General features: G+C 47.6%; 17 protein-coding genes and 2 pseudogenes. 13 read left to right on the top strand and 6 right to left on the bottom strand.

All coding sequences use genetic code 11. The features are described from left to right. The first annotated feature begins 412 nt into the window (after window positions 1-412). The 6 genes from MHB78_RS02815 to mmsB all read left to right on the top strand — a co-directional run bounded on the left by MHB78_RS02815 (window position 413) and on the right by mmsB (window position 8,302). The gene (locus MHB78_RS02815) at window positions 413-1,411 is read left to right on the top strand and encodes a substrate-binding domain-containing protein (protein ID WP_065894722.1); all 999 of its coding nucleotides are present in this window, start codon (window positions 413-415) and stop codon (window positions 1,409-1,411) included. Then, the gene (locus tag MHB78_RS02820) at window positions 1,398-3,161 is read left to right on the top strand and encodes a sensor histidine kinase (protein WP_046133059.1); all 1,764 of its coding nucleotides are present in this window, start codon (window positions 1,398-1,400) and stop codon (window positions 3,159-3,161) included. Before MHB78_RS02815 ends, MHB78_RS02820 begins: the two co-directional genes overlap by 14 nt. Beyond that, a complete protein-coding gene (locus MHB78_RS02825) occupies window positions 3,158-4,339 on the top strand; it encodes a response regulator (protein ID WP_046133058.1) in 1,182 nt (393 codons plus the stop codon). The genes MHB78_RS02820 and MHB78_RS02825 overlap by 4 nt, the downstream gene beginning before the upstream one ends. Before the next feature lie 124 nt (window positions 4,340-4,463). Then, entirely contained in the window at window positions 4,464-5,543 is a 1,080-nt protein-coding gene (gene chvE / locus MHB78_RS02830) for a multiple monosaccharide ABC transporter substrate-binding protein (protein WP_046133057.1), read from the top strand. A gap of 4 nt (window positions 5,544-5,547) precedes the next feature. Beyond that, the gene (gene mmsA / locus MHB78_RS02835; protein WP_046133056.1) at window positions 5,548-7,116 is read left to right on the top strand and encodes a multiple monosaccharide ABC transporter ATP-binding protein; all 1,569 of its coding nucleotides are present in this window, start codon (window positions 5,548-5,550) and stop codon (window positions 7,114-7,116) included. After that, window positions 7,091-8,302, top strand: a complete 1,212-nt coding sequence (mmsB, locus tag MHB78_RS02840) for a multiple monosaccharide ABC transporter permease (RefSeq protein WP_046133055.1) — start codon at window positions 7,091-7,093, stop codon at window positions 8,300-8,302. The genes mmsA and mmsB overlap by 26 nt, the downstream gene beginning before the upstream one ends. Before the next feature lie 65 nt (window positions 8,303-8,367). Here the strand turns inward: mmsB and MHB78_RS02845 are convergent, their stop codons facing one another. Further along, on the bottom strand, window positions 8,368-9,639 hold the full coding sequence (locus MHB78_RS02845) for an MFS transporter (RefSeq protein WP_046133054.1): 1,272 nt from the start codon (window positions 9,637-9,639) through the stop codon (window positions 8,368-8,370). A 16-nt stretch (window positions 9,640-9,655) separates the two neighbouring features. After that, a complete protein-coding gene (locus MHB78_RS02850) occupies window positions 9,656-10,573 on the bottom strand; it encodes a helix-turn-helix domain-containing GNAT family N-acetyltransferase (RefSeq protein WP_046133053.1) in 918 nt (305 codons plus the stop codon). Window positions 10,574-10,863: 290 nt separating this feature from the next. On the opposite strand from MHB78_RS02850, the pseudogene MHB78_RS02855 reads away from it, so the two are divergent. Both MHB78_RS02855 and MHB78_RS02860 read left to right on the top strand, forming a co-directional pair. Further along, a pseudogene (locus tag MHB78_RS02855) lies at window positions 10,864-12,929 on the top strand (beta-galactosidase). 82 nt (window positions 12,930-13,011) lie between these two features. After that, window positions 13,012-14,559 (top strand): annotated as a pseudogene (locus MHB78_RS02860) (IS3 family transposase). A gap of 67 nt (window positions 14,560-14,626) precedes the next feature. On the opposite strand, the gene MHB78_RS02865 reads toward MHB78_RS02860, so the two are convergent. The 3 genes from MHB78_RS02865 to MHB78_RS02875 form a co-directional block, all read right to left on the bottom strand. Continuing rightward, window positions 14,627-15,778 carry a phytase gene (locus MHB78_RS02865; protein WP_046131090.1) on the bottom strand — a complete coding sequence of 384 codons (1,152 nt, stop codon included), beginning with the start codon at window positions 15,776-15,778 and terminating at the stop codon, window positions 14,627-14,629. A gap of 158 nt (window positions 15,779-15,936) precedes the next feature. Then, on the bottom strand, window positions 15,937-16,407 hold the full coding sequence (locus MHB78_RS02870; protein WP_046131089.1) for a GyrI-like domain-containing protein: 471 nt from the start codon (window positions 16,405-16,407) through the stop codon (window positions 15,937-15,939). 106 nt (window positions 16,408-16,513) lie between these two features. Continuing rightward, window positions 16,514-18,004 (bottom strand): peptide MFS transporter, encoded by a 1,491-nt coding sequence (locus tag MHB78_RS02875; protein ID WP_046131088.1) that lies wholly within the window; start codon window positions 18,002-18,004, stop codon window positions 16,514-16,516. Window positions 18,005-18,301: 297 nt separating this feature from the next. Here MHB78_RS02875 and MHB78_RS02880 point away from each other — a divergent pair, with 297 nt between their 5' ends. After that, window positions 18,302-20,038 (top strand): right-handed parallel beta-helix repeat-containing protein, encoded by a 1,737-nt coding sequence (locus tag MHB78_RS02880; RefSeq protein WP_046131093.1) that lies wholly within the window; start codon window positions 18,302-18,304, stop codon window positions 20,036-20,038. Window positions 20,039-20,074: 36 nt separating this feature from the next. On the opposite strand, the gene MHB78_RS02885 is transcribed toward MHB78_RS02880, so the two are convergent. Next, a complete protein-coding gene (locus MHB78_RS02885) occupies window positions 20,075-20,314 on the bottom strand; it encodes a hypothetical protein (protein WP_231947422.1) in 240 nt (79 codons plus the stop codon). 158 nt (window positions 20,315-20,472) lie between these two features. Between MHB78_RS02885 and MHB78_RS02890 the strand changes: the two genes are divergently transcribed. The 4 genes from MHB78_RS02890 to MHB78_RS02905 are packed head-to-tail and all read left to right on the top strand — an operon-like array spanning window position 20,473 to window position 25,169. Beyond that, window positions 20,473-22,062 (top strand): spore germination protein, encoded by a 1,590-nt coding sequence (locus MHB78_RS02890; RefSeq protein ID WP_231947470.1) that lies wholly within the window; start codon window positions 20,473-20,475, stop codon window positions 22,060-22,062. Continuing rightward, window positions 22,046-23,257 (top strand): Ger(x)C family spore germination protein, encoded by a 1,212-nt coding sequence (locus MHB78_RS02895; RefSeq protein ID WP_046131085.1) that lies wholly within the window; start codon window positions 22,046-22,048, stop codon window positions 23,255-23,257. Before MHB78_RS02890 ends, MHB78_RS02895 begins: the two co-directional genes overlap by 17 nt. 25 nt (window positions 23,258-23,282) lie before the next feature. Then, window positions 23,283-24,392, top strand: a complete 1,110-nt coding sequence (locus tag MHB78_RS02900; RefSeq protein WP_046131084.1) for a GerAB/ArcD/ProY family transporter — start codon at window positions 23,283-23,285, stop codon at window positions 24,390-24,392. A gap of 48 nt (window positions 24,393-24,440) precedes the next feature. After that, complete coding sequence (locus tag MHB78_RS02905) at window positions 24,441-25,169, top strand: MerR family transcriptional regulator (RefSeq protein WP_046131083.1); 729 nt, start codon at window positions 24,441-24,443, stop codon at window positions 25,167-25,169. Window positions 25,170-25,264: the final 95 nt, after the last annotated feature.

A 25,264-nucleotide genomic window follows, 5' to 3' on the forward strand; every position in this document is an offset into this window, starting at 1 on the left:
ATATTGGTAGTTATTCGAAAAAGGACCTTTTTAATGTTACTACATGGTATAAATAAGTTGAATAGGAAAAATGAACCGTTACCATGACCCTGAAAATCGCGTGTAATATGGAAATGCTGAAACTTCCAGTAATCTGCACTCTATCAACCAATGTATAGACCTTAAGACCTAGTCCTTCTGTTATGATATTTATTTACTTTTTCGAGAAATTTAAGGTTATGTTAAGAAAAAAATGGCCGAACAAGGTTTTTCACCCGAAATGTCAAATAGTTTAGGTGTTTCATATACACAAAGAGGAAAAAGGGGACAAAGACTTCTCCAACGTCTGTATCAGAAGCTATGGAAAATATAATGCTGAAATCGAACCGTTTGAAACCGCTGTCTTGTTTCCTGTATCAACAGGGGGATGAAGATGAAAAAGCTGCTGATGGTATATGCGGTCTTGCTTTGTTTGTTTTTTGTTTATGTCTACAATTATTCCCGCGGCGAAAAAGCCCCTTCAGATGAAGGAGGCGGGCCTTTAACAGGAAGTCTGTCGGAAAAGTTCGTGATGGTGACGTTTCAGTCCGGGATTGAATATTGGAAAAGCGGTTTGAAAGGCTTTGAAGATGCTGCACAGCTTTTCAATGTGTCTGTCGAATACCGAGGTGCGGCTCACTATGATGCCCATGAACAAATGACCGTGCTGGAGCAGGTGATCGCCAAAAAACCGGCGGGGATCGCGGTTTCGGCGATTGATCCGAAGGTGCTCGATTCCGTTATCAATAAAGCGCACGAACAGGGGATTCCAATCGTTCTTTTTGATTCAGACGCTCCGGGGAGCAATGCTTCGACGTACATCGGCACGAATAACAGGGAAGCCGGCGCCGAGGCCGCCCATAAAATGGCGAAGCTTTTGAAAGGAAAAGGGGAAACGGCCGTGATCACCCAGCCTCATCAATACAATCATCAGGAAAGGACGAAGGGCTTTAAGAAAACGATCGAACAGAGCTATCCGGAGATGAAGGTTGCTGCGGTTCTCGACGGAAAAGGGGATGAACTCGCTTCGAAAAAACAGGCTGAAGCATTATTGAAGAAAAATCCGCACATTAAAGGGATTTTCACGACTGAAGCGAATGGCGCCAGCGGGGTGGCACAGGCTGTGAAATCCGCCGGATTGACAGGAAAAGTCAGCATCATCGGCTTTGATAAAGACAAAAAAACGCTGGACGGCATCAAAGATGGATCGATTGCCGCAACCCTCGGCCAGGACACGTGGCAGATGGGCTACTGGTCGCTTCATATGCTGTTCCTTTCGAGCCGCCATTTCCCGCCTGGCATGAAAACCGCACGCCCGCTTCCGTCGTCGATCGATACGGGCATTACGATTATCACAAAGGAAAATGTAGAATCCTACTATGCGAATGATTAAGCTTGCGATCAACAATGCACCGATCCGCTATAAGCTGATCAGCCTTTTGCTTTTGATCAGCATGCTGCCGTCGATCGGTCTTGGCATTCTGTCGGGGTGGGCGGTTGAAAGCATCATCGAAAAACAGGTGATCGACCATACGCTGCAATTAATCGGCGAAGTGAATAAGACGACAGAGGTCTATGTCAGCCACATGCAGAACCTGACATATTTGATTTCGACGAATGACGAAATGGAAGCGTTTTTTCATCATCAAAAAGAAGACGGTGAAGCGGATTATATGCGGCGGACGTTTTTGCAGGGGCTGACTTCTTTATACTCTGAAGCGGCGGGCATTCTCGTTGTCAATGACAGAGGGGACATGATCAGCAATGAGATGTATGAACGGACAAAGACCGATTTGACGGAGGAGCCGTGGTATCGGGAGGCCGTGAAGAATGAAGGGATTTTCAAGATGATCGGAAAGCCCGTTAACCGGAATATCAGAAGCCATGTCGGCTACGGGGAAGACGAAGTCGTCACAGCCGTCAGAGCCGTGATCGATCCAGAGACACAGCGTGTCAAAGGCGTCATTTTAATCGATCTGAAGCTGAGGGTGCTCGCTGAAGCGACGAAAAATATCCGTTTGGGAAAAACGGGTTATTTGCTGATTATGGATGAAAACGGCGGCAATATTTATTCACCGGAATCTTCGCAGCTGTTTTTGCCGAAGAAGTGGTTTCAAAGGAAAAGCTCGGGGGACTTTACGAAGCGGATCAAAGGAGAGGAATATCAGTTTATTTATGAGACTTCCGGTTTTACGAACTGGACGACGATCGGCGTCTTTAAAACGGGTGAACCGGTCTTTGAAGTGAAGGAAATCCACTTATACGTAATGCTGTTTTTGCTTACGGCAGCGTTTTTGGGAATAACGGCTTCCTATTATTTGTCCCATTCGATGTCAAAGCCGATTTTGAAGCTGAATTCTTTTATGCAAAAAGCAGAAGGCGGAGACTTTTCGACGCTTTACGAAGAGGACAGGCAGGATGAAATCGGCCTTTTGGGAAGAAGCTTCAACAGCTTGATGCTCAGAATCAAAGAGCTGATGACATTAACCGAAAGACAGGAGCGGCAAAAACGGGAGGCTGAATTAAGAGCTTTGCAGGCGCAAATCAATCCCCATTTTCTATACAACACCCTGGATACGATCAACTGGATGGCGAGAAAAAAAGGTGCGCATGAGGTGACAGATTTGGTGCAGGCTTTATCAAAGCTGTTTCGCATATCGTTAAGCAAGGGCCGGGACATCATTCCTTTATCGGACGAATTCGCCCATGTTGAAAACTATTTGAAAATCCAAAAAGCGAGATACCGGGATAAGCTGAATTATTCGATTGTTCCGCCTGCAATAGAGGGTGAGCGCTTTATCCTCAAACTCGTCCTTCAGCCCATTGTGGAAAACGCGATTTATCACGGCATTAAAGAAAAGAAGGAGCCGGGGCATATCAGCATCAAAGGAGAGGAAGCAGACGGCTGTCTGTTCATACGCGTTGAAGATGACGGAGCCGGAATGGATGTTTCTGCATTAGCGCGTATTTCCAGACAGTTGAAAATGGGGGGAAGCACGGCAGGCTACGGAATGATCAATGTTCATGAACGGATTCTCCTTACTTTCGGGGAGCCGTACGGTTTAACGGTCGAAAGCCAAAAAGGAGCGGGAACCTCCGTTACAATCCGGCTGCCGATTTTAAAAGGGAGTGAATGCACTTGAGTGAAGAATGGCGCGTATTAATTGCTGATGATGAGCCTTGGATCAGGGAGGGGATACGCGATGCCGTTTCATGGGAGCGGTACCGCATGGAGGTGGCGGCTGAGGCGGAAAATGGAGAGGAAGCCTTTGAGCTCGCCCTTAAACATTCGATCGATTTATTGATCGTCGACTTGAACATGCCGACCGTAAACGGTTTGACGCTGATGAAGAAGCTGCGCCAGGCGCTGCCGCTGTGCCGGTTTGTCATCGTGACAGGCTATGATCAGTTTTCATACGCCCAGGAAGCGATTCGTTTACAGGTCGATGATTATTTGCTAAAGCCTGTGGAACCGGGCCAGCTCGACAAAGTGCTTCAGAATATCAGCAGCTCGCTTGCCGCCGAAAAAAAGAAGCAGCGCGACCAATTGCATATTCAAAAAAATCTCAGCCTTTTGAAAGAGCATGTGTTTCAACATTGGGTAAAAGGGCAGATTCGCGAAGAGGAAGTCTGCGCACAGCTCGAGAGCCTCCGGCTTCCGCCGCGGATACCGGACATGCTCGGCGTCGTCAGCACCGGGAATGTTTCGATCAAGCCGAATCATGTGAAAGAAAAAGCGGAACGTTTTTTCAAGGAAGAGTCTGAAGCAGCCGTTGTTTTCGGAGACGGTCATCTTGTAGGAGTTTGTTTATGGCGCATCCTGACGGAAAAAGAACAGAGGGCGTTTGAGGAGATGATGAAGAACGGGTTGCAGTCCGGTGTTTCCTCCTGCTTCATCAATCTTGCCGAAAGGGAGCAAACCGTACCTGAAGCATATCAATTTTGCAGGGAACAGGCGGCACGGTCTTTCAGGGGATCACCGGTTGTGGCCCGCGCCAAGGAATATATGCAAGAGCATTTTGCTGAAAGGGATTTTTCTTTAATGCAGACGGCAGATGCCTTGCAAGTCTCGTCCGTCTATTTGAGCCGGATGATGAAGCGTGAGCTCGGGATGACGTTTGTGCAGCTGCTGACGGAGATGCGCATGCAAAAAGCGGTTCACCTTTTGAAAACGACGTCATTGCCGATTCATGATATCGCAGAGCAAACCGGGTATGATACACAGCACTATTTCAGCACCGTTTTTAAAAAAACGATCGGGGTAACGCCGAATCAGTACCGCCGTATGTCGGGAATTGAACAAACGGGTAGAAAATCATAATGTAAGCGCTTTAAAAAGTCTGATTTTTATAAAAATAGTTAATTAATTCAAAAGACGGATATTGCGGGAAATGGTACAGTTGGCTTGATTCACGATGGGAGAAATGAAAAGGGGGATATGAAGCGTGAAGAAATGCTGGCTGTTGACTGCATTGCTGTTGCTTTGTCTAACGGTTGCCGCCTGCTCGGGCAATCAGGCGAGCGGAGGGAAAGAGAAAGGCTATGTCGGAATTTCGATGCCGACGAAATCTTCGGAACGCTGGGTGTATGACGGGAAGTACATGGTGAAAGAGTTTGAAAAGCTCGGGTATAAAACGGATCTTCAATATGCGGAAGACGTGGTCGAAAACCAGGTATCACAAATTGAAAACATGATTACGAAAGGCGTCAATGTCCTCGTGATCGCTTCGATTGACGGGGAAGCGCTGACAGATGTCCTCGAAAAAGCGAGCAAACAGGATATCAAAGTCATTTCTTACGACAGACTTCTCATGAACAGCGAACATGTCGACTACTATGCGACATTTGACAATCACAAAGTCGGCGAGCTTCAAGGCAAATATATCGAAGAAAAGCTCGGCTTAAAAGACGGAAAAGGCCCGTTTAATATTGAACTATTCGCCGGATCGCCCGACGATAATAATGCGCACTTTTTCTTTGACGGTGCCATGTCTGTTTTGAAGCCTTATATCGATTCCGGGAAGCTGAAGGTCTTAAGCGGCCAGACCTCGTTTGAGCAAGGAGCAACATTAAGATGGGACGGCGCGACCGCCCAAGCGCGGATGGACAATCTGCTGAGCGCCCATTATACAAAGGCGAAGCTGGATGCAGTGCTTTCGCCGTATGACGGGATCAGCATCGGTATCATTTCATCGTTAAAGGGAGCCGGCTACGGAACGGATAAAAAGCCGCTGCCGGTCATCACCGGACAGGATGCAGAGCTTGCTTCGGTCAATTCGATCATGAAAGGCGAGCAGACGTCAACGATCTTTAAAGATACGAGAGAGCTGGCGAAGAAGGCCGTCGAGATGACGACATCGGTCTTAAAGGGCAAAAAAGCCGAGGTCAATGATACAAAGACGTATGACAACGGAAAAAAAGTCGTCCCGTCTTATTTGCTTGAGCCTGTCGTCGTCGATAAAGAGAACTACAAAAAGGTTTTGGTCGAAAGCGGTTACTATAAAGAATCGGAATTAGGGAAGTGACGTCATGCCGGATGTCATTTTGGAGATGAGAGGCATCACAAAAGAGTTTCCGGGCGTCAAAGCGCTTAAAAGTGTTAACCTGCGCGTCAAATCGGGCGAAATCCATGCGCTGTGCGGGGAAAATGGCGCCGGAAAATCGACGCTGATGAAGGTGTTAAGCGGCGTATATCCTTACGGAACGTATACAGGTGATATTTTATACAAAGGGGAAGTCTGCCGGTTTAAGAATATTAAGCAAAGCGAGGAAGCGGGAATCGTTATCATTCACCAGGAGCTTGCGCTGATTCCTGAGCTTTCCATTGCGGAAAATCTGTTTTTAGGAAATGAACAGGCAAAAAGAGGGGTCATCAACTGGCGGAAAACAAAGCAGGAAACGCTCGAATTGATGAAAAAGGTCGGCCTTCATGAATCGCCCGACACGCTGATTTCGCAAATCGGCGTCGGAAAACAGCAACTGGTGGAAATTGCGAAAGCGCTCGCTAAAAAAGTGCAGCTGTTGATTTTGGATGAGCCGACTGCCGCTTTGAACGAGTCAGACAGCGAGAATTTGCTTCAGCTTTTATTGGAGCTGAAACGGCAGGGGATTTCCTCGATTATGATTTCTCATAAATTAAATGAAATTACGAAGGTAGCGGATTCGATTACAGTGCTCAGGGACGGTCAGACGATTGAAACCCTTGACGTGAAAAGCGGAGAATTGACGGAAAACCGGATCATCAAGGGCATGGTCGGCCGTGAACTGCAAAACCGCTATCCCGATAGAAACGCACGTATCGGTCAGGTCATATTTGAAGCGAAAGACTGGACCGTCCATCATCCTCTCAGGCAGGAGCGGAAAGTCGTCAAAAACGCCAATCTGTCCGTCAGAAAAGGCGAGATCGCAGGGATCGCCGGATTGATGGGGGCGGGCAGAACAGAGCTTGCCATGAGCATTTTCGGCCGCTCTTACGGGAAAAACATTTCCGGCACGCTCACAAAAGACGGCCGGGAACTAAACATCAAAAATACCGAGGATGCCATCAAAAACGGCATCGTTTATGTGACCGAAGACCGCAAAGGAAACGGCCTGATATTAATGAACAGCATTAAAGAAAACATCACCCTTGCAAAACTGGAAAGAGTGTCTCACCGCATGGTGCTGGATGAGCGGAAAGAAAAGCATGAAGCAGAAGATTTCCGCAAAAAATTAAACATCAAGACGCCGTGCGTGTATCAGCAAACGGGAAATTTAAGCGGGGGAAATCAGCAGAAGGTCATGCTGAGCAAGTGGATCTTTGCAGAGCCCGATATTTTAATTCTCGATGAACCGACACGGGGGATTGATGTCGGCGCCAAATACGAAATCTACGCGATCATCAATCAGCTGGCCGAGGAAGGAAAAGCGGTGATCATCATTTCATCAGAACTTCCCGAACTGCTCGGAATGTGCGACCGGATCTATACGATGTGCGAGGGTGCGATCACTGCGGAATTTGCCAAAGAAGATGCCGACCAGGAGCGGCTGATGAAATACATGACCATCCGCACGGAGAAAGGGGGAGAGGCGTATGCAGACACCGGTGCAAACCGATAAAGACCGGGCGCAGCCCGGATACCTTCAGCTGCTGGCCGCCATGTATAAACAGAATATCAGGAAATACAGCATGGTGATTGCGCTCGTATTGATCATGCTGCTCTTTCAAATCTTGACGGACGGGATATTGCTCAGGCCGTTGAATATTACCAATCTCGTATTGCAAAACAGCTATATTCTTATTTTGGCGATCGGCATGATGCTTGTCATTATCACAGGACATATCGATTTATCGGTCGGTTCGGTCGCCGCATTTGTCGGCGCCGTATCAGCGATGATGATCATCCAGAATGACATGCCGCTTTCTGCCGCCGTCGTGCTGTCGCTTTTATTGGGAGCCGCGATCGGCGCCTGGCAGGGCTTTTGGATCGCTTATGTGAAGATTCCGGCATTTATCGTCACGCTCGCGGGGATGCTCCTGTTCAGGGGGCTGACGATGATCGTTCTTGAAGGCAAGTCGATCGCGCCGTTCCCCATTTCTTTTCAAAGGATGGCCTCGGGTTTTATCCCGGACTGGCTGAACGGAGGCATGCTTCATCTGACGACAATCGTTATCGGGATCGGGGTCTCTGTGTTTTATCTTATATATCAGCTTCAGCAAAGAAGGATGCAGAAAACATATCAATTCGACATTCAGGGAAAAGGGCTGTTTGCCGTCAAAGTATTGTTTATCATCGCGATCATCAATCTGTTTACTTATATTCTCGCAACCTATGAAGGCATTCCGCTCATTTTGGTCACGCTGTTTGTACTGATTGCGGGCTATACCTTTGTCATGAAAAAAACGGTCGTCGGACGGAGAATCTATGCGATCGGCGGGAACGAAAAAGCTGCCGAGCTGTCCGGAATCAAAACGAAACGGCTGACGTTCCTCGTCTTTGTCAACATGGGAGTCTTGGCCGCGCTTTCGGGGCTGATCTTTGCAGCGCGCTTAAATGCGGCAACGCCGAAAGCGGGGAACCTGTTTGAGCTTGATGCCATCGCGGCCTGCTTCATCGGCGGCGCCTCAGCCTACGGCGGAATCGGCACGATCGGCGGGGCGATTATCGGCGGCCTCGTCATGGGCGTCATGAACAACGGCATGTCCCTGCTCGGCCTCGGCATCGACTGGCAGCAGGCTATTAAAGGGCTCGTTCTTCTCGTTGCCGTCGCTTTTGATATATACAATAAAAATAAAGTTTCATAATGAAATCATTTAATTGCAAAGTAAAAACCTGTTTTTGATAGGGCAAAAACAGGTTTTTATTATGATCAGTTTTGCTCGATGGACGTTGTTTGATTTTCCGGTATCCGGTTCACCTTTTGCGGTTCGGGCAGCAAGATGTTCAAAATGCTCGCTCCCGCCAAAATGATGATTGACAAGTAGAAGGACGGATTGTAGCTGCCTGTCTGGCTGTACCATACACCGGGCAGATAAGCCCCGAGCGCCGAGCCGATTTGATGGCTGAGAAACAGCCAGCCGAGAATAAAGCCGACAGAATACTGTCTGAAATACTGCGTGGCGAGCATTTGCGTCGGCGCGACAGTCGCAAAGTCGACCAGGCCGAACAATACCGCGAACACAAGAAGGAGCAGCGGCTGATGGCTTGTCAGCAGAATGACAAGGGACAGCGCCCTCACGGCGTATAGAAAACAGAGGATTTTTCGGCTGCTCCAGCGGTCTGCGACAACTCCGGATATTAAAATGCCGATGATGTTAAATCCGGCCAGCAGGCTGACGGCGGCACTGGTGACTTCGGTTGAAAAGCCGTGATCATGAGAAAAAGGGATCAGGTGCGTATCCATTAATCCGGTTGTCGTAAACCCGCAAATGAAAAACGGCAAAATCAGAAACCAAAATTTTTTGTTCAAAAAGACGGCCCGGTACGGAACTTTTTTCGCCTTGCCGGATGGTTCGTCTTTCGTTTCTTCCGCATTGGCGCCGCCGATCGGCAGCAGGTTTTTTTCTGCCGGTTCGTTTCGTAAAAACAATAAAACGATCGGAAACACGATCAGGATTAAAAAGATTCCAAGGACGATGACGGTCACCTTCCAGTTGAACCAGTGAATCAGCATTAAAGACCCCGGCACAAGAAGCATCTGCCCCGCGCCGAACCCCGCTTCCATAATCCCGAATGCAAGTCCGCGCTTCTCATTGAACCAATTGGTCACAATAACGGTTGAAGCGACATTTGACGCTCCACCGACCCCGAGCGAAGCGATGATCCCGTACAAAATAAACAGCTGCCAAGGGGCGGTGACGAGATATGTAAAAAAGATGCTCAAGCCCACAAGGAGCGTGCTGAAGGATAATACGATCCTCGGGCCGAACTTGTCGACCAGCCTGCCGATCAAAGGCTGTGAGGCCCCATAGACGATAAAGCTCAGCATGGAAATAAGCGAAATGGTGCCCCTGTCCAGCGAAAATTCTTCCTCCCACGGCTGAATAAAGGCGCCGAAAGAAAGGCGGACTCCCTGAACCGCCAACAGCGTCAAAAATGTCACAAATACGATAATCCAAGCGTAGTGTAATTTTCGTTTCATAGCTCCTCCCATTTCATCAGGCTAGTTCAATGTCCCAGCGTTCTTCTTGAAGGCGCTGCCCCCATAACGGCGCCTCATCCTTGACCTCGGTCAGTCTGAATCCGAATTTTTCATAAAGAGGGCGCGCTTCAGCCATTGAGCTGACAGTCCAAAGAAAAATCCGTTCAAATTTCATTTCTCTGCAATAATCCATGAGCGTTCTGAGCAGGCTGCTGCCGATTCCCCTGCCACGAAAAGCGGAATCGACCAGGAACCATCTGAGCTGTACGGTGCGGTCATCGTGTTTGACGAGCCCGACGCATCCGGCGAACCTCCCGGCGCTTTCGGCGATCCAAATCTTTTCGATGTCGGCGTCAAACGTCTCGAGAAGGTAGTCCAAAAATGTATGGTCCCACCCGTGCGCCTCTTTATAAAATAGCCGCTGTTTTTCAATGATCATCTTGATATCGTCTGAAATATAGTAGTCTCTTATCGAAACGGCAGATTCTTTAGGCGAGAGCTGCTCCGACAATATGCATTCAATCGTCTCCATCGCGGCAGCCAGTTTTTCCTGGCTTTTAGCGTCTACATGCTCCAGCATATATTCAATTTGCTGGTTTGCTTTTGCCTCGAGCTTTTTATAAATGGTTTCGCCGAACCCGGTTAAATACAGGTAATGGTTGCGGCTGTCTTCTTCGCTTTTTTCCTTATAAAGCATGTTTTCCTTTTCAAACCGTTTGATGATTCTGCTTACATATCCGCGGTCAAGGCCGAGCGTATCCTGGAGGATCTTGGCCGTGCAATGGCTCGTATTTTTGATCTCAAATAATATCCGCGTTTCCGTTAGAGAAAACGGGCTGTCATAAATATGTTCATTCAGAAAACCGAGCACATTGGTGTAAAATCGATTGAACTTTCTGAATTCTAACGTGATGGAACGGTCGACTTCCGTCATATGAAAACCTCTCTCTCGTTAAATCGTTGCTTTAGTCAATTATAATATAATAGTTGCTTTAGTCAAGTATATGCCGAACCGGAATTTGTTGATGATAACAATTATAGAATATATTTTACAAAATTCCATAAAATCCAGATCGGCAGGCAGGAAGCGGGAAAGAATCGTATATAATCTAACAAATGGACGATCCCGGCAATACACGAACCTTTATATTAAAATCGTTTAACGTAGCGAGACGCCGCTGTCATCACGTTCTATGAAAATGAAGACGAAAGGATGAAATGCGGATGGTTACATCATTTCCCCCGATCAGCCCGAAAGTTCCCCGATTGCTGCATGGAGCCGATTATAATCCGGATCAGTGGCTCAATTACCCGGACGTATTAAAAGAGGATTGAAGCTGTCCCGCTGCAATGTGATGTCTGTCGGGATTTTTTCATGGGTTTCCCTTGAACCTGAAGAAGGACGGTTTACGTTTGACTGGCTTGACCGCGTGTTGGATGCTTTCAAGGACAACGGCATATATGCGTTTTTGGCCACGCCGAGCGGCGCCAAACCTGCATGGATGTCCAAAAAGTATCCGGAAGTGCTCAGAACGGATGCGAACAGGGTGCGGAGCCTTCACGGAAAGCGGCATGCCCATTGCTACACCTCGCCTGTCTATCGGCGAAAAACGGCGGTGATCAATGGCAAGCTTGCCGAACGGTACGCTCATCACCCGGCTGTGATCGGCTGGCATATTTCCAATGAATACAGCGGAGAATGCCACTGTGATCTGTGCCAGGCCAAATTCAGGGAATGGCTTCTGGCGAAGTACAAAACGCTCGATCAGCTGAACCATGCATGGTGGACGGGATTCTGGAGCCATACCTACACAGATTGGGACGAGGTTGAATCCCCGGCGCCCCACGGCGAAGACGCCGTTCACGGCCTGAATTTGGACTGGAAGCGCTTTGTCACTGATCAGACGGTTGATTTTTGCCGCCACGAAATCGCCCATGTCCGCTCCTTTCATCCTGAACTGCCCGTCACGACGAATTTCATGGGAACATTCCCGGGCCTGAACTATTGGAAGTTCGCCGATCTGCTTGACGTCATTTCGTGGGATTCCTATCCGGCATGGCACAACAATCGGCAGACAGACAACGAGCTGGGGGCGGAGATCGCTTTCGTTCATGATATCAACCGTTCCTTAAAAGGCGGCAAACCGTTTATGCTGATGGAAAGCACGCCGAGCATGACAAACTGGCACGACGTCAGCAAGCTGAAGCGCCCGGGCATGCATGAGCTGTCCTCATTGCAGGCGGTCGCCCACGGCTCTGATACCGTCCAGTATTTTCAATGGAGAAAAAGCCGCGGATCGAGCGAGAAGCTCCACGGTGCCGTCGTCGATCATGAGGGCTCTGAGCATACGCGCGTCTTTCAGGATGTGAAAAAGCTCGGTGAAAAGCTGGACAAGCTTGATGAAATCGCCGGTACGACGGCGGAACCGGAAGTTGTGCTTATTTTTGACTGGGAAAACCGCTGGGCCCTGGAAGATGCCCAAGGTCCGCGCAATATCGGTCTCCACTACGAACGGACGGTTAAATCGTTTTACCAGCCGTTCTGGCAGGAGGGGGTTCCTGTCGATGTCATTCATATGGACGGCGATTTTTCGAAATATAAACTGGTGATCGCACCGATGCTTTATATGCTGAAACAGGATACTGCCGAACGGATCGAGCGGTTTGTCCAAGAAGGCGGCACCTTTGTCGCGACATACTGGTCGGGAATTGTCGATGAAAACGATCTGGCTTTCCTCGGAGGCTTTCCCGGTGGTCTGAGAAAGATGCTTGGCATCTGGTCTGAAGAAATCGATGCCCTTCACGACGGGCAGAAGAACGCAATCGTCATGGACGCCGATAATCGGCTCGGGCTCAGCGGACGCTATGAAGCGGCTGAACTTTGCGACTTGATTCATCTTGAAGGCGCCGAAGCGCTCGCCTTTTACGAAGAAGATTTTTACGCGGGCCGACCTGCTCTCACCGTCAATTTGTACGGAGCGGGGAAAGCCTACTATATCGCATCGAGAAATGAAACGTCTTTTCAAAAGGATTTCGTTTCAAAGCTCATCGAAGGAACCGGAATCGCAAAAGTGCTCGATACAGACCTTCCGGACGGGGTGACGGCCCAGATGCGTACAGACGGCAAGCATGACTATATTTTTCTCTTAAACTTTACAGAGGAAAACGAAAACGTAGCCCTCCCGGATGAGGCGTTTACAGATGTGCTGAAAGGAACCCGCAAGAAGGGAACCGTTAAGTTGCCGCCATACGGAACAGCCATTTTGCGCCGGAGCCATCGTGCGGAATAAAAAGTCCGGAGAACGATGATATGCTCCCCTAAAGGTAGACAGATGAAATAAAAAAATCTGTTTGCCTTGGGGGAGTTTTTTCATGGCTGGAAAATGGTTTTCAAAAAAGGAAAAATTGAATATTCTATCAGAATGTGATCAGGAGAATAATTCGGTGAAGGAGATCGCAGAAAAATATGACATTCATGCCGAAACAATTCGTGAATGGAGAACATCGCATGATATGGCCGGTGTGGAAAGTCTGGAACGTTCAAAGTGCCATAAGTTCTATCCCGCAGAATTAAAATACGCCGCCGTGAAAGACTTTTTGTCCGGACGCTACACTCAAAGAGAAGTCTCGAGAAAATATAAGATTTCCAGTAAATCCGTGCTCATGAAGTGGGTCGAGCTTTATAATGGTCATAAAACGTTAAAAGACAGTGGGAGAGGAAGGAATCGTTTAATGACCAAACGGAAGAATGTTTCTTTGGAAGAACGGATTAAGATTGCGAAGGATTGCCTAGCCCACGGAAAAGATTACGCCAGATCGATGGAGATTCATCAAGTTTCCTATCAACAGGTGTATCAATGGGTGAAAAAGTATCAAGAAGGTGGAGAAGAAGCCTTAAAAGATACACGGGGAAAACGCAAAACCGAAGAAGAATTGACACCTGAAGAAAAAATTCAACGGGAAAACAAACGGCTGGAACAGGAAAATGAGCGTTTGCGCGCAGAGAATGCGTTCTTAAAAAAGTTGGAAGAGATCAAAAGGAGGCGGTTCTAAGTCAGGTTCGGTACGAAGATCGATATCTCGCCATTTTAGAGCTGAATCGAAAAGAAGGCTTTTCTGTCCAAATGTTATGTGAGATTGCCGAAGTTTCGCGCCAGGGGTATTACAAATGGAGGAGCCGAGTACCTTCAGCGAGAGAAAAACAGAATGAAAAGATTATCGCCAAAATGGCGCTACTTCACGAACAAATTGGCGGTATCTACGGATACCGCAGAATGACCTTAAACATGAACCGCCGCTTTAAAGAGCGCCTCAATCATAAGCGCATCTATCGGCTGATGAAAATTGCCAAGCTGGAGTGTGTCATTCGGCGGAAGAAAAAACGTTACGGCAAAGCGACGCCTCAACATGTGTCCGAAAATATCCTGAATCGAGAGTTTAAAGCGGACAAACCAAATCAAAAATGGGTGACTGATGTGACAGAGCTAAAATACGGCCATCGGAAAGCGTACCTCAGTGCCATTTTAGATCTTCATGAGGGAATGGTCGTGTCTTATGTGCTGGGGAAATCCAATAATAACGCCCTTGTGTTTAAAACCTTGAACCAAGCGCTTGAGGCAGCCCCAAACGCACGTCCTCTCCTTCACAGCGACAGAGGTTTTCAATACACGTCCCACCAGTTTAGAAGGATGATTGAAAACGCAAATATGACACAGAGTATGTCCCGCGTCGGCCGCTGTATTGATAACGGCCCCATTGAGTCGTTTTGGGGGAAATTAAAATGCGAGAAATACAGACGGAATTCGTACGAGACATTTGAGGCACTTCAAAGCGCAATTCATGAATATATCCACTTTTACAACCACGATCGTCTACCTAAACGGCCTCAGCCCAGTGGAATACAGGGCTAAAGCCGTCTAGTGTGTTTTAGTTATTTCCACTGTCTACTTGACAGGGTGCAGATCACGATTCTCCGGATTTTTCTCGCTTATTCTGCGCGGTTTTTCAGGCTGCGGGGATTTACCTGATCTTTCAGAGCAGGTAAAGAATCCAAGGCTGCCCCGATCTTTTCCCAAGAGACGATTTTGAAATTTTGGTTCTTTAACGCGCCGTTTTCGGTATTTTCGCCGTCTTGGGCAACAAAGATCCCGTACGGATATTTCTTGCCGAGTCCGAAGCCGAGGACGTCGATTCCATCCGTATCGCTTGTCCCGTCAATGGCTTTGCCGTCTGCGATTGTAAACGCGCCGATATATTTGTGATCTCCCTGGCGGTCATAGATGGCGTATCTGTTATCGCCCTGGCTTGATGCGAGCAAATACCCCGTACCGTCTGCACCGTAATAAATGGTCAGCCCTTCAATGTCTGCGGTCAGATGCCTTCCGTCAGCCCGATCGATGACCTTTCCGTATTTGCCGCCGTTCGGTTCGGCGCTGAATGCCCAAATCGCGACATCCTCCTCAGCGATGTACAAGTTGCCGTATTCGTCATCTGCTGCAAGTCCTTCTGTTTGCGAGCCCATTTGAAATGCCCGCACCTTTTTGCCCTCGACTTGTCCTTGTCCGTTGTCCGACAGCTCATACTGTTCAAATTCGCCGTCCTTTCCCGTCACCATCGCATAGAACTTTCCGGTTTTCTGGCTGTGGTATAAGCTGAATCCGTAGACTTCATTGATGGCCGTTTTAATCGGCTTTTTCGGATTGACGATCGATGTCAGCTCGGCTTTAGCGCCGTTGAACGCGTATATTTCGATCGTGTTTTTTCCGGCTGATCTGTTGGATGCTCCGACAATATCGACCGTCCTGTCTCCCAGCGGGAAATTGTAGCGAAGGTCAACATTGTTTAATTGACCGAATGGATAGGAGGCAAGCTGCTTTCCCTCAAGATCATACACGATTAAGCCGGATTGTTTATTCGTGGTGATCAGCCTGCTTTTATCAGGATGTTTTGGATCAACCCAGATAGCCGGATCATCTGCGGCGTCATCGGCGCTGTTCACAGGCTCTGTTTCCATATCGGCAGTCACCGTGAAGTCTTTTGCGGCGGCTGCCTTTGTTTGAGGAAGCCCGCTCCATGGAGAAACGAAAATACATGCTGCAAGAACAGATGCAGCGGCCGTTTTGGATAAAGTATATTTCATATGACACCCTCCTTTTTATTGGAATTTATCATAGCAAATATATGTAAGTTGAAAATTAAAGAAATGTTAATTTTTGCTAAAAAAGAAGCGGGTTAATCCAATGCAGATGGAGAATTCTATAGTCCGCATACTGGAATTCCAAATAACTTTGTCCAGATTCAATGCGGAGAGCGAATGATTGGAACGTATATATCAAATTCGGGTGCGCTTAGATCCTGGTCTATCGGATAAAACTCCATGTGTGTGAAAGCTTTGTCGTTTAATTGAAAGCCGTTTGCTTTAATCCACTGATAGACGTTTCGATAAGTTGCTTCCGGATTTTCATCCTGCGGGTGCCTGGCATACGCATATGTCAGGGGAGGAACCTGAAAGCTGATCATTCCCGCCGGAAGAACTTCAGGCAGGCCGTCTGTTTCCATCAAAATGCAGAAATCGAATTGCTCTTCGCCGAAATGTTTCGAAATCGCCCACATTCCCCTGTCATCCTTCACGCCGATTATTTGCCGATAACGCTTCTTCAATTGCAAAATGACGCCGTGCAGCTTTTTTGCATGGGCTTCTTCGAATGTGACGGTTTTTGTAAAGCCGACTCCGGTAAATCCGGATTTTGCCGTTGCAGTGATTTCCATTGTTTCAGCCTCCATTTCCAAATTGATATTCAATTATTCGATAAACCAAAAGCGAATCCTCTAAAAAAAAGCAGCCTGTCTTATAGACAGGCTGCCGGGTGTTCGATTAACGAACGCCTTTCATAAATTTTTGAATTTTTGGAGAGAGCATAAATAAAATCAATCCCAATACGATAGCTACTCCGCCGATCGTTCCGAAATAGGCGATTTCAGTGTTTGTATTGTAATACTTTACGATCTGTGCATTGATGGCTTGTGCCGAAGCATTTGACAAAAACCAGAGGCTCATCGTCTGCGCGGAGAAAGCAGCAGGAGCAAGCTTTGACGTTGCAGATAAGCCGACTGGGGAGAGGCATAATTCCCCGAGCACGACAATCAAAAAGCTCAGTACGAGCCACATTGGATTAGCAAGCGATTGAGTGCCGTTAATGTAGGCAGGGAAAATCATGACGATGAATGACAAGCCGGCCAGAATCAGCCCGAGCGAAAATTTCGTCGGAGTCGACGGCTGGCGGTTGCCGAGACGCATCCAGAGCCACGCGAATACCGGCGCGAGCACGACGATAAACAGCGGGTTTAACGATTGAAACCATGATGATTGCAACTGCAGGCCCATAAATTCTAAATGAGTCCGTTTGTCTGCATACGTTGCCAAGATATTGGCGCCCTGCTCCTGAATCGCCCAGAACATCATCGATGCGATAAACAGCGGAATATAAGCGATAAGACGGGATTTTTCGTCACTTGTCGTTTTCGAGCTGCAAAACATTACGATGAAATAAGCCAAAGGAATCAGGATGCCGAGAATGCTGACAAGCATCGTAAACACGTTGATCGTCAAAAGGCCTTTCATAATGAAAAAAGCGGCGATGATGGCGATGAGTAAAACACCGAGGCCGAGGCGCACGAATACTTTTTTCCGTTCAGCCGGCGTCAGCGGATTCGGAACGGCTTGACCTGCTTGTCCGAGGTTTTTCTTTCTCGTCAGCACGTATGTGACAAGTCCGATAAACATTCCGACGGCGGCAAGGCTGAATCCGAGATGATAGTTGTACGTCTGGCCGACTGTGCCGACGATAATCGGCGCAAGGAATCCGCCGAGGTTGATCCCCATGTAGAAGATGCTGAAGCCTGAATCGCGGCGGTTATCTTCAGAGCTGTACAGGTCGCCGACAACACTTGATACGTTCGGCTTTAAAAGGCCTGTCCCAATGATGATCAAAAACATGCTGGCGAAGAAAGCGGGGACGCTGCCAGGGAACGACAAAAGAATATGTCCGAACATAATGAACACGCCGCCGTAAAATACGGTTCTTGCCGTGCCGAGGAGCCTGTCCGCGATCCAGCCGCCGATGATTCCCGACATATAGACGAGGGAGCCGAAAACGGCCATAATCGAGTTTGCCGTGCTTTCGTCAAAGCCGAGGCCGCCTTTGGACACTTGTGTATACAAATAATAGATAAGGATCGCTCTCATCCCGTAGTATGAGAAACGCTCCCAAAATTCAGTGAAAAATAGAGTGAAGAGCCCGCGGGGATGTCCAAAAAACCCCTTTTGCGGAATGTTTTGAATAATTTCATTTTGATGATTAGACATTCGCAATACTCCTTCATTTTTGAGCTTATTATAAAAATCATATTCTTATATAATGATCGTGTCAATACACCTCAAATTGATTTATCTATTGAATAGGGAAAAAGACCCCATTGGTAAAGCGCTTTACATAAGGTGAGAAAAAAGATTTTCGGGGAGCATTTGATATAAAGATTTTTTAATAAAATTTTATCTATTTTTTGTACAAGCGAAAGTTAATAGAGCGGCATATATATGAGAGAATAGAAGATTTTTCAAAAGGAGGCTGAATATACTGTGCCAGAACGGCAAGCCGAGGAAATGACAATGGCGGTCGCCGATGTGACAAAATTCGGCGCTGTCGGTGACGGCAGGACAGATTGCACAAACGCAATCAACGAATGTCTGAAATGGGCGAAGTCTATGGGCATCCATACAGTATGGATACCGAATGGAACATACTTGATTGATGCGACGCAAAACGGAGATTCTGCATTCCCGTTTCGAAACGCTGGAATCAATGTACCAAGCGGCATTGCAATTCAGATGGATGCCGAAGCGGTCATGCAGGTCAAGCCAAACGGTTCATGGGGATATTCTGTCTTTTATATAGGCGGTGAATCGAACGTCAAAATATCCGGAGGCGCAATCATCGGAGACAGGGATGAGCACACTTATACGCCAACACCGAGGCCGACGCATGAGTGGGGGTTCGGCATCTGTGTCGAGGGAGCGTCACATGTGCTGATCGAAAACGTGAGACTAGCCGATTTTACCGGTGACGGCATCATCATCAGCGCCGGCGGTCAAGGCTACAAACCTTCAATGGACGTGACGGTGCGGAATTGCAACATCAGCCGCTCCCGCAGGAACAACATCTCGATCACGGGCTGTGACGGCGTACTGGTTGAAGGGTGCAACATTGAGGATGCAGGGACAGGAAACGGCACGGCCCCGCGGTTCGGCATCGATATCGAAGGTTACAGTGAAGGATCTGTCGTCTATGAAAAACCCGTTAATGTCACCATTCGAAATAACGTCTTCAAAGGCAATGTAAACAGCGCGATCGCCAATTTTAACGGAGCCTCTGTGGTAATAGAAGGAAACCACGCGGACGGCACCATTTCCTATGGATACGGGGCCAAGACGATCATTGCCGGCAACATTTTGGAAAACAATCAGGATGCTGCGCGGCCGAAAACGGGCATTGCCGGGCTGGGAACAGATACTTTGGGGGAAGACCGTGATGCTGTGATTAAAGGAAATTTGATCACCGGCTTTTCGACGGGCATGGATATCCGCGGCAAAAACGTTCTTGTCTCAGGCAATAAGATAACCGATTTTGAAAATGCGGGGATCTCGGTTTATGCGGCATCACAGGTTTTCATTGAAGGAAATGACATCGAAAACGGCGTGACGGAAAAAAAGAAAAGCGTCGGCTTCAGCGTCACTCAGTCAGACCGCATCACCTTTTCCAATAACACTATTACTAACGTCATTCTTGCGGTAAGAAGCTCGGGCGAAGACGTGCAATTGAAACAAAACGTCATCAAATTGTTTTCAAGAGGGGTCTGGATCTCACAGGGGAACGCGGTTATCGAAGGCAATTTCATTTCACCGGCCTCGTTTCAAATCGTGCCGGAATCCTATTCATTATCGGTCACAGACCGGGCTTCCGCCGTCATTCAGAATAACATCATCACCGGTTTTAAAAATTTTGCGATCTATTGCTCGACGGAAAAGGAAACGAAAATATTCGGCAATATGATTAAAGATTCTCCTCTTGTCGTGACGATTTATATGACGCTTGGAACGCATGAATTCATCGGCAATACCGTTTCCCTCATCAGAGAGGAAAGGCCGGCCATCATCCTCTACATCAGCCAGTCAACAGGATCCCTCATCATGAACAATACCATCCACAGCCGTTCGGCAGACGGAATCACAGCCATCCAAACCGATGCCTCAACACAATCGGGAATTATCGGAAACACGGTTGTGAAAGGGACGATTCACAGTCATCAGACAGATGTCGTAAAAGGAAACATAGTCGTATGAAAAACAAGGCTCCCTTTACGAAGGGAGCCCGTTTTTTTATGTCCTTTTTTTCTTTTTTCTGCCGTTCAAAATCGCTGCTGCTACAAGAATCAAAAAATAGAAAAGAATGATCACATATTCTCCCAATTCCAAAGTGGTAAACGACATATTATTAACCACCGCCTCATGCAGCGTCATCCCCTGATAAAAATCGAGCACGATGGAAAACGTCATTAAGCAGATGAACAGCAAAACCCCGATCCCGATGACTTTCATAAACACCACTCTCCGTTCCACGTTATTTTCTCTGTTTTTACGAAGCGCTATACACTTAAGCGGGTATAAATGATCTGTTGTTAGGAAAAATACGAAAAACAAGAGAAAAGGGGATTCTGTCAGCCATGCCATTCTTTTTTAAAGGCCGTTATCAAGCGAAACAAAAACGTGAATCTCTTATGAACGGGGACAAAACGCCGGAAAACGACCATGTTGCAGGCGATGTCCGTTATTCACTTGCTGACAATCTTAATCTTATAAAAGAATTAACGGGAAACAGCTCAGATATCGTGATCCGCAGGCTGAAGACCGGCGCCGAATCGAAAATAGAGACGGCCATTGTTTATGTGGGGGGCATTGCGGATGAAAAGACGATTCATGAATTTCTCATTGAATCAATTACAAACTCCGAGAAACTAAATGAAAAAGAGACAGGACAGGAAGTCATCAATTGTATTTCCGCCGACTCCGTTTCACTGGGCGGTGTAAAGCAGAAAACGAGCTTTTCCGCGGTACTCAATTCGCTGATGGCCGGGGATACCGTCATTTTTGTGGATCGAACCCAGAGCGCGATAATCGCCAGTACAAAAGGGGGAGAAAAGCGCTCCATCAACGAGCCTGAAAACCAGCGGGCGTTTCGCGGGTCGCGCGAAGGGTTTATCGAATCGCTTGATACAAACATATCGCTTGTCAGAAAAATCATCAAAAATCCAAACCTCTGGGTCGAAAAAATGAACATGGGGAGCGTAACGAAAACCGACGTTGCGATCATGTACATCAACGGGATCTGCAATGAAAAAACGGTGAAAGAAGTCAAAAAAAGGCTCGAAGGAATTGAAATGGACAGCATCCTTGAATCGGGCTATATCGAACAGCTGATCGAGGATGTCCCATTCACGACATTTCCGACGATTTATCACACCGAACGGCCTGATATGGTCGCGGGGAATCTGCTTGAGGGAAGGATCGCGATTTTTGTTGACGGAACGCCGTTCGTTTTGCTCGTTCCCGCGGTATTCATTCAGTTTTTTCAATCTGTCGAAGATTACTATTCCCGTTTTGATATTGCGACATTTATCCGATTTTTACGCGTTCTCATTTTCTTTATATCGTTGATCGCTCCCGCCGTTTATGTAGGAGCTACAACGTTTCACCAGGAGATGATTCCGACGGAGCTCTTGATCGTCATTGCCGCCCAGCGCGAAATCGTTCCGTTTCCGGCCGTTGTGGAGGCTTTGATCATGGAAATTTCCTTTGAGATATTGCGCGAAGCGGGCATCCGGCTACCAAAGGCGATCGGCTCTGCTGTGTCGATCGTCGGCGCCATCGTCATCGGACAAGCGGCGGTGCAGGCCGGAATCGTCTCCCCTGCAATGGTCATTGTCGTGGCGATTACGGCAATATCCAGCTTTGCGACGCCGGCGTTTGCAATGGCCATTTCCGCCCGGATAATTCGCTTTTTATTCATAATAGCCGCGGCGGCGACAGGGTTTTACGGCATTATTCTCGGATTGATCTTCATGTTTGTCCATTTAAGCAGCATTCGTTCCTTCGGTGTTCCTTATATGACGCCGTTTGCGCCGTTTATTCCCAAAAATTGGGGAGACGCAATTTTCCGGACGCCCTGGTGGACGCATGAGAAAAGGCCGGAACTGCTTGGCAACGACAATAAGCTCCGTCAAGGGAACGATCAAAAACCGGAGCCTCCGGATGACCGGAGCATGAAGGCAAAGCAGCCAAAGGGTGATGGAAATGAAACGCAGCATTAAAATGTTGCTGATCGTGACAGCCGTTTTCCTTCTTCAAGGATGCTGGGACAAAAGAGAGCTGACAGACCTGGCGCTCATCTCCGCCCTCGGGGTTGATAAGGGAGAAAACACAAAGTATGAAGCGACGTTTCAGGTTGTCAATCCGATCAGCGTGACGGGCGGTCTCCAAGGCGGCCAAGGAGGGGACCGGCCCCCCATTACAACAATCACTGTGCCCGGCAACAATTTGACCGAAATCAGCCGCCATGCTTCAACTAGAATTTCGCGGGAACTGTATTATTCGCATACAAATCTCGTTGTTGTTGATGAAGATCTGGCGAAAGACGAGGGCCTCGTCAAAATACTCGATATACTCGACCGCGACACGAATTTTCGGACGACGTCAACGATCGTTATCGCCCACGGCGCAAAGGCGAAAGATTTGATCAAAGCCCTGACGCCGATTGATAAAATCCCGGCAAATAAAATCAACAAAACGCTGCAGTTTACAGAACAGCAATTGGGAGAGCATTTTAAAACAAGCATTCAGGATGTGCTCAAATGCATAACGTCTCAATCGAGGCATCAGGTCATTTCCTCTTTTAAGCTGACCGGCAGCAAGAAGAAAGCGCCTAAGATGGAAAGCATTCAGTCTACCGATCCGGAGGCGCAGATTGAAGCAAACGGCCTGGCCGTTTTTAAGGAAGGAAAACTTGCCGATTGGCTTGAAGGACAGAATGCAAGGGGCGTCTTATGGCTGCGGAATAAGGTGCGTCAATCCTATCTTACGATCGATTTGATGAATAAAAAGGACTCCCTTACATTCGACGTCATTCGGCAAAACACGAAAGTAGAAGCGAAGCTCAAAAATAATCAGCCGGCCATATCCGTATACGTCAATATGGAGGGAGATGTCGGAGAAACGACAGTGCCGGTTCTTTTGGACGATCCGAAAGTGCTTAATGAAATCGAAAAAAAAGCGTCAGACAAATTAAAGAAGGAATTGCAGGATACCGTCAAGCTTGTCCAGCAACATAAAACAGATGTCCTTCAATTCGGCGATGTTGTATACAGACGCTACCCGGAGGTATGGAAAAAAATCGAACACCAGTGGGCTGATCAGTATTTTCCCGATTTGGATGTCGATATTACAGTAAACGCGTATGTCCGGAGAACCGGGTTAAGAAGCAATCCAAGCATTTTGAAAGGAAGCTGACGGGAAGAAAAGGAGGGCGTGCGAAATGGAGAAGGCAAAAATCAGTGCAAAGCAGCTGTTCGTATTGATCATTTTGTTTGAACTGGGCAGTTCTCTTTTGGTTATCCCCGGACAATCTGCCGAACAGGATGCCTGGATTGCAATTTTGGGCGGGACTGCCGGCGGTCTCGTCCTGTTTTTGATGCATCATTATTTTTATCAGTTTGATCCCAAGTCAACGGCTTACGAATCGATGTTTAAGGTTCTCGGAAAACCGATCGGCTGGGCGGTGTCTTTTCTCTATATTATTTATTATGCATATATTGCGGCGAGGATTTTGCGGGATTTTGGCGAAATGGTGTTAACATCTGCCTATTCGAACACACCGCTCCTTTTTGTCAACGGAATGTTAATCGCGGTATGCATTTATACCGTGCGAAAGGGGATTGAAGTGCTTGCCCGTGCAGGGGAGCTGTTATTTGGGGTCATGTTTGTGATATCGGCAATAGGCTTCATTTTGATTGTCAGTTCCGGTTTGATCAAACCGTATGAACTGATGCCCGTCCTGGGAAACGGGCCGGGGCCTGTCCTGCATGCCGTGTTTACGCAAACATTGTTTTTTCCGTTTGGCGAAATCATAGTCTTGACATTAATCCTTCCTTTTGTCAATGAGCCGAAAAAGGTCAAAAAAACCGGATTGTCGGCGATCGCCATCAGCGGTTTTCTTTTGGCGCTCAATGTAGCCATCAACATCAGCGTGCTCGGCGTTGATCTCAATAAACGTTCGCGGTTTCCTTTGCTGAGCACGATCCAAACGATACAAGTCGCAGAATTTTTGGACAGACTTGATGTATTTTTCATGCTTGTCCTCGTGATTGGCGGATTCTTTAAGATGGGTGTTTTTATATATGCCGTTACTGAAGGGCTTTCTACATTATTCAAATTGAAGAAGCCGTCAAAAGCCGTTCATGTGGTCGGCATCGTCATTTTGCTTTTATCGGCTTCCATTGCCAGCAACATTTCCGAACACATTAAAGAAGGAATCAGTTTTGTCCCTGTATACGTCCATTTGCCGATGCAAATCATTCTGCCGGCTTTGATTTGCCTCATTGCGCTTGCTAAAAAACGCAAAAATAAAAAAAGCGCAAAGCATTGACCCTGACCTTAGGGCACCCTTTACCATAAACAAACGAGGTGATTTCATGTGCTCTATTCGGTAAAACAGATGGCGGAAATGGCAAACGTCACGATCAAAACGCTGTATCATTATCACAAAATCGGCCTTTTATATCCATGCAAGGTGACGGAAGCCGGCTATCGCCTGTATGGAAGGAAAGAGCTGGAGCGGCTTCAGGAGATTTTGTTTTACCGGGAGCTGGAATTTCCTCTGAAGGACATTAAACAAATGCTGGATGGTGATGCTGATCGACTGACGGTTTTGAACGGGCAAAAAAAGCTTTTTCTTGCGAAGCAGAAAAGAATGCAGCAGCTCATTCAGACGATTGAGGAATCGATCAGGCACACCCGGAAAGGAGAAGCTATGGATCAATCGCAAATGTTTAAAGGATTTTCAAGCAGAGAAGAGTGGGAGGATGCGCTAAAGGAGCAGAATCAATATTTACAGGAGACGTACGATTACGATGTATTGACGGAAAAGCCGATCGATGCGGAAGAGATGAATGAAAAGGCCGCGGAAGCGAGCCGGTTTATGAGCGGGATGGCAGATGCGCTCAGATCGGGGCTGAAGCACGATCACAGGCAAGTCCAGGAATCGATCAAACGGCACATTGGCTTTTTAGGAATATCGGTGGCCGATTTTCAGATGCAGGCGCGCTTTTTCGTAGAAGACGATTTTCATCGGAGCGTGCTCGAAAACGAGCAAACCGGGCTTTCCTATTACATGCTTGCGGCGGCGGAAGCCTTTGCCGCATAAAAAAAGCGGCGGCGTCACTTGAGGACGCCGCCGTTCATAAAGGAAGAAAGCGGGTATATGCAGGTAACCGCAGTCAAGCAACATGCGGCCGCGGC

The sequence above is a fragment of the Bacillus sp. FSL K6-0138 genome (assembly GCF_037982765.1).
Lineage (GTDB): Bacteria > Bacillota > Bacilli > Bacillales > Bacillaceae > Bacillus > Bacillus glycinifermentans.

Bases quoted from the DNA above. Each gene is read 5' to 3' on its own strand.
- MHB78_RS02815 (WP_065894722.1), top strand. From the start codon at position 413: ATGAAAAAGCTGCTGATGGTATATGCGGTCTTGCTTTGTTTGTTTTTT.
- MHB78_RS02820 (WP_046133059.1), top strand. From the start codon at position 1,398: ATGCGAATGATTAAGCTTGCGATCAACAATGCACCGATCCGCTATAAG.
- mmsA (WP_046133056.1), top strand. From the start codon at position 5,548: ATGCCGGATGTCATTTTGGAGATGAGAGGCATCACAAAAGAGTTTCCG.
- mmsB (WP_046133055.1), top strand. From the start codon at position 7,091: ATGCAGACACCGGTGCAAACCGATAAAGACCGGGCGCAGCCCGGATAC.
- MHB78_RS02845 (WP_046133054.1), bottom strand. From the start codon at position 9,639: ATGAAACGAAAATTACACTACGCTTGGATTATCGTATTTGTGACATTT.
- MHB78_RS02850 (WP_046133053.1), bottom strand. From the start codon at position 10,573: ATGACGGAAGTCGACCGTTCCATCACGTTAGAATTCAGAAAGTTCAAT.
- MHB78_RS02865 (WP_046131090.1), bottom strand. From the start codon at position 15,778: ATGAAATATACTTTATCCAAAACGGCCGCTGCATCTGTTCTTGCAGCA.
- MHB78_RS02870 (WP_046131089.1), bottom strand. From the start codon at position 16,407: ATGGAAATCACTGCAACGGCAAAATCCGGATTTACCGGAGTCGGCTTT.
- MHB78_RS02875 (WP_046131088.1), bottom strand. From the start codon at position 18,004: ATGTCTAATCATCAAAATGAAATTATTCAAAACATTCCGCAAAAGGGG.
- MHB78_RS02880 (WP_046131093.1), top strand. From the start codon at position 18,302: ATGACAATGGCGGTCGCCGATGTGACAAAATTCGGCGCTGTCGGTGAC.
- MHB78_RS02890 (WP_231947470.1), top strand. From the start codon at position 20,473: ATGAACGGGGACAAAACGCCGGAAAACGACCATGTTGCAGGCGATGTC.
- MHB78_RS02895 (WP_046131085.1), top strand. From the start codon at position 22,046: ATGAAACGCAGCATTAAAATGTTGCTGATCGTGACAGCCGTTTTCCTT.
- MHB78_RS02900 (WP_046131084.1), top strand. From the start codon at position 23,283: ATGGAGAAGGCAAAAATCAGTGCAAAGCAGCTGTTCGTATTGATCATT.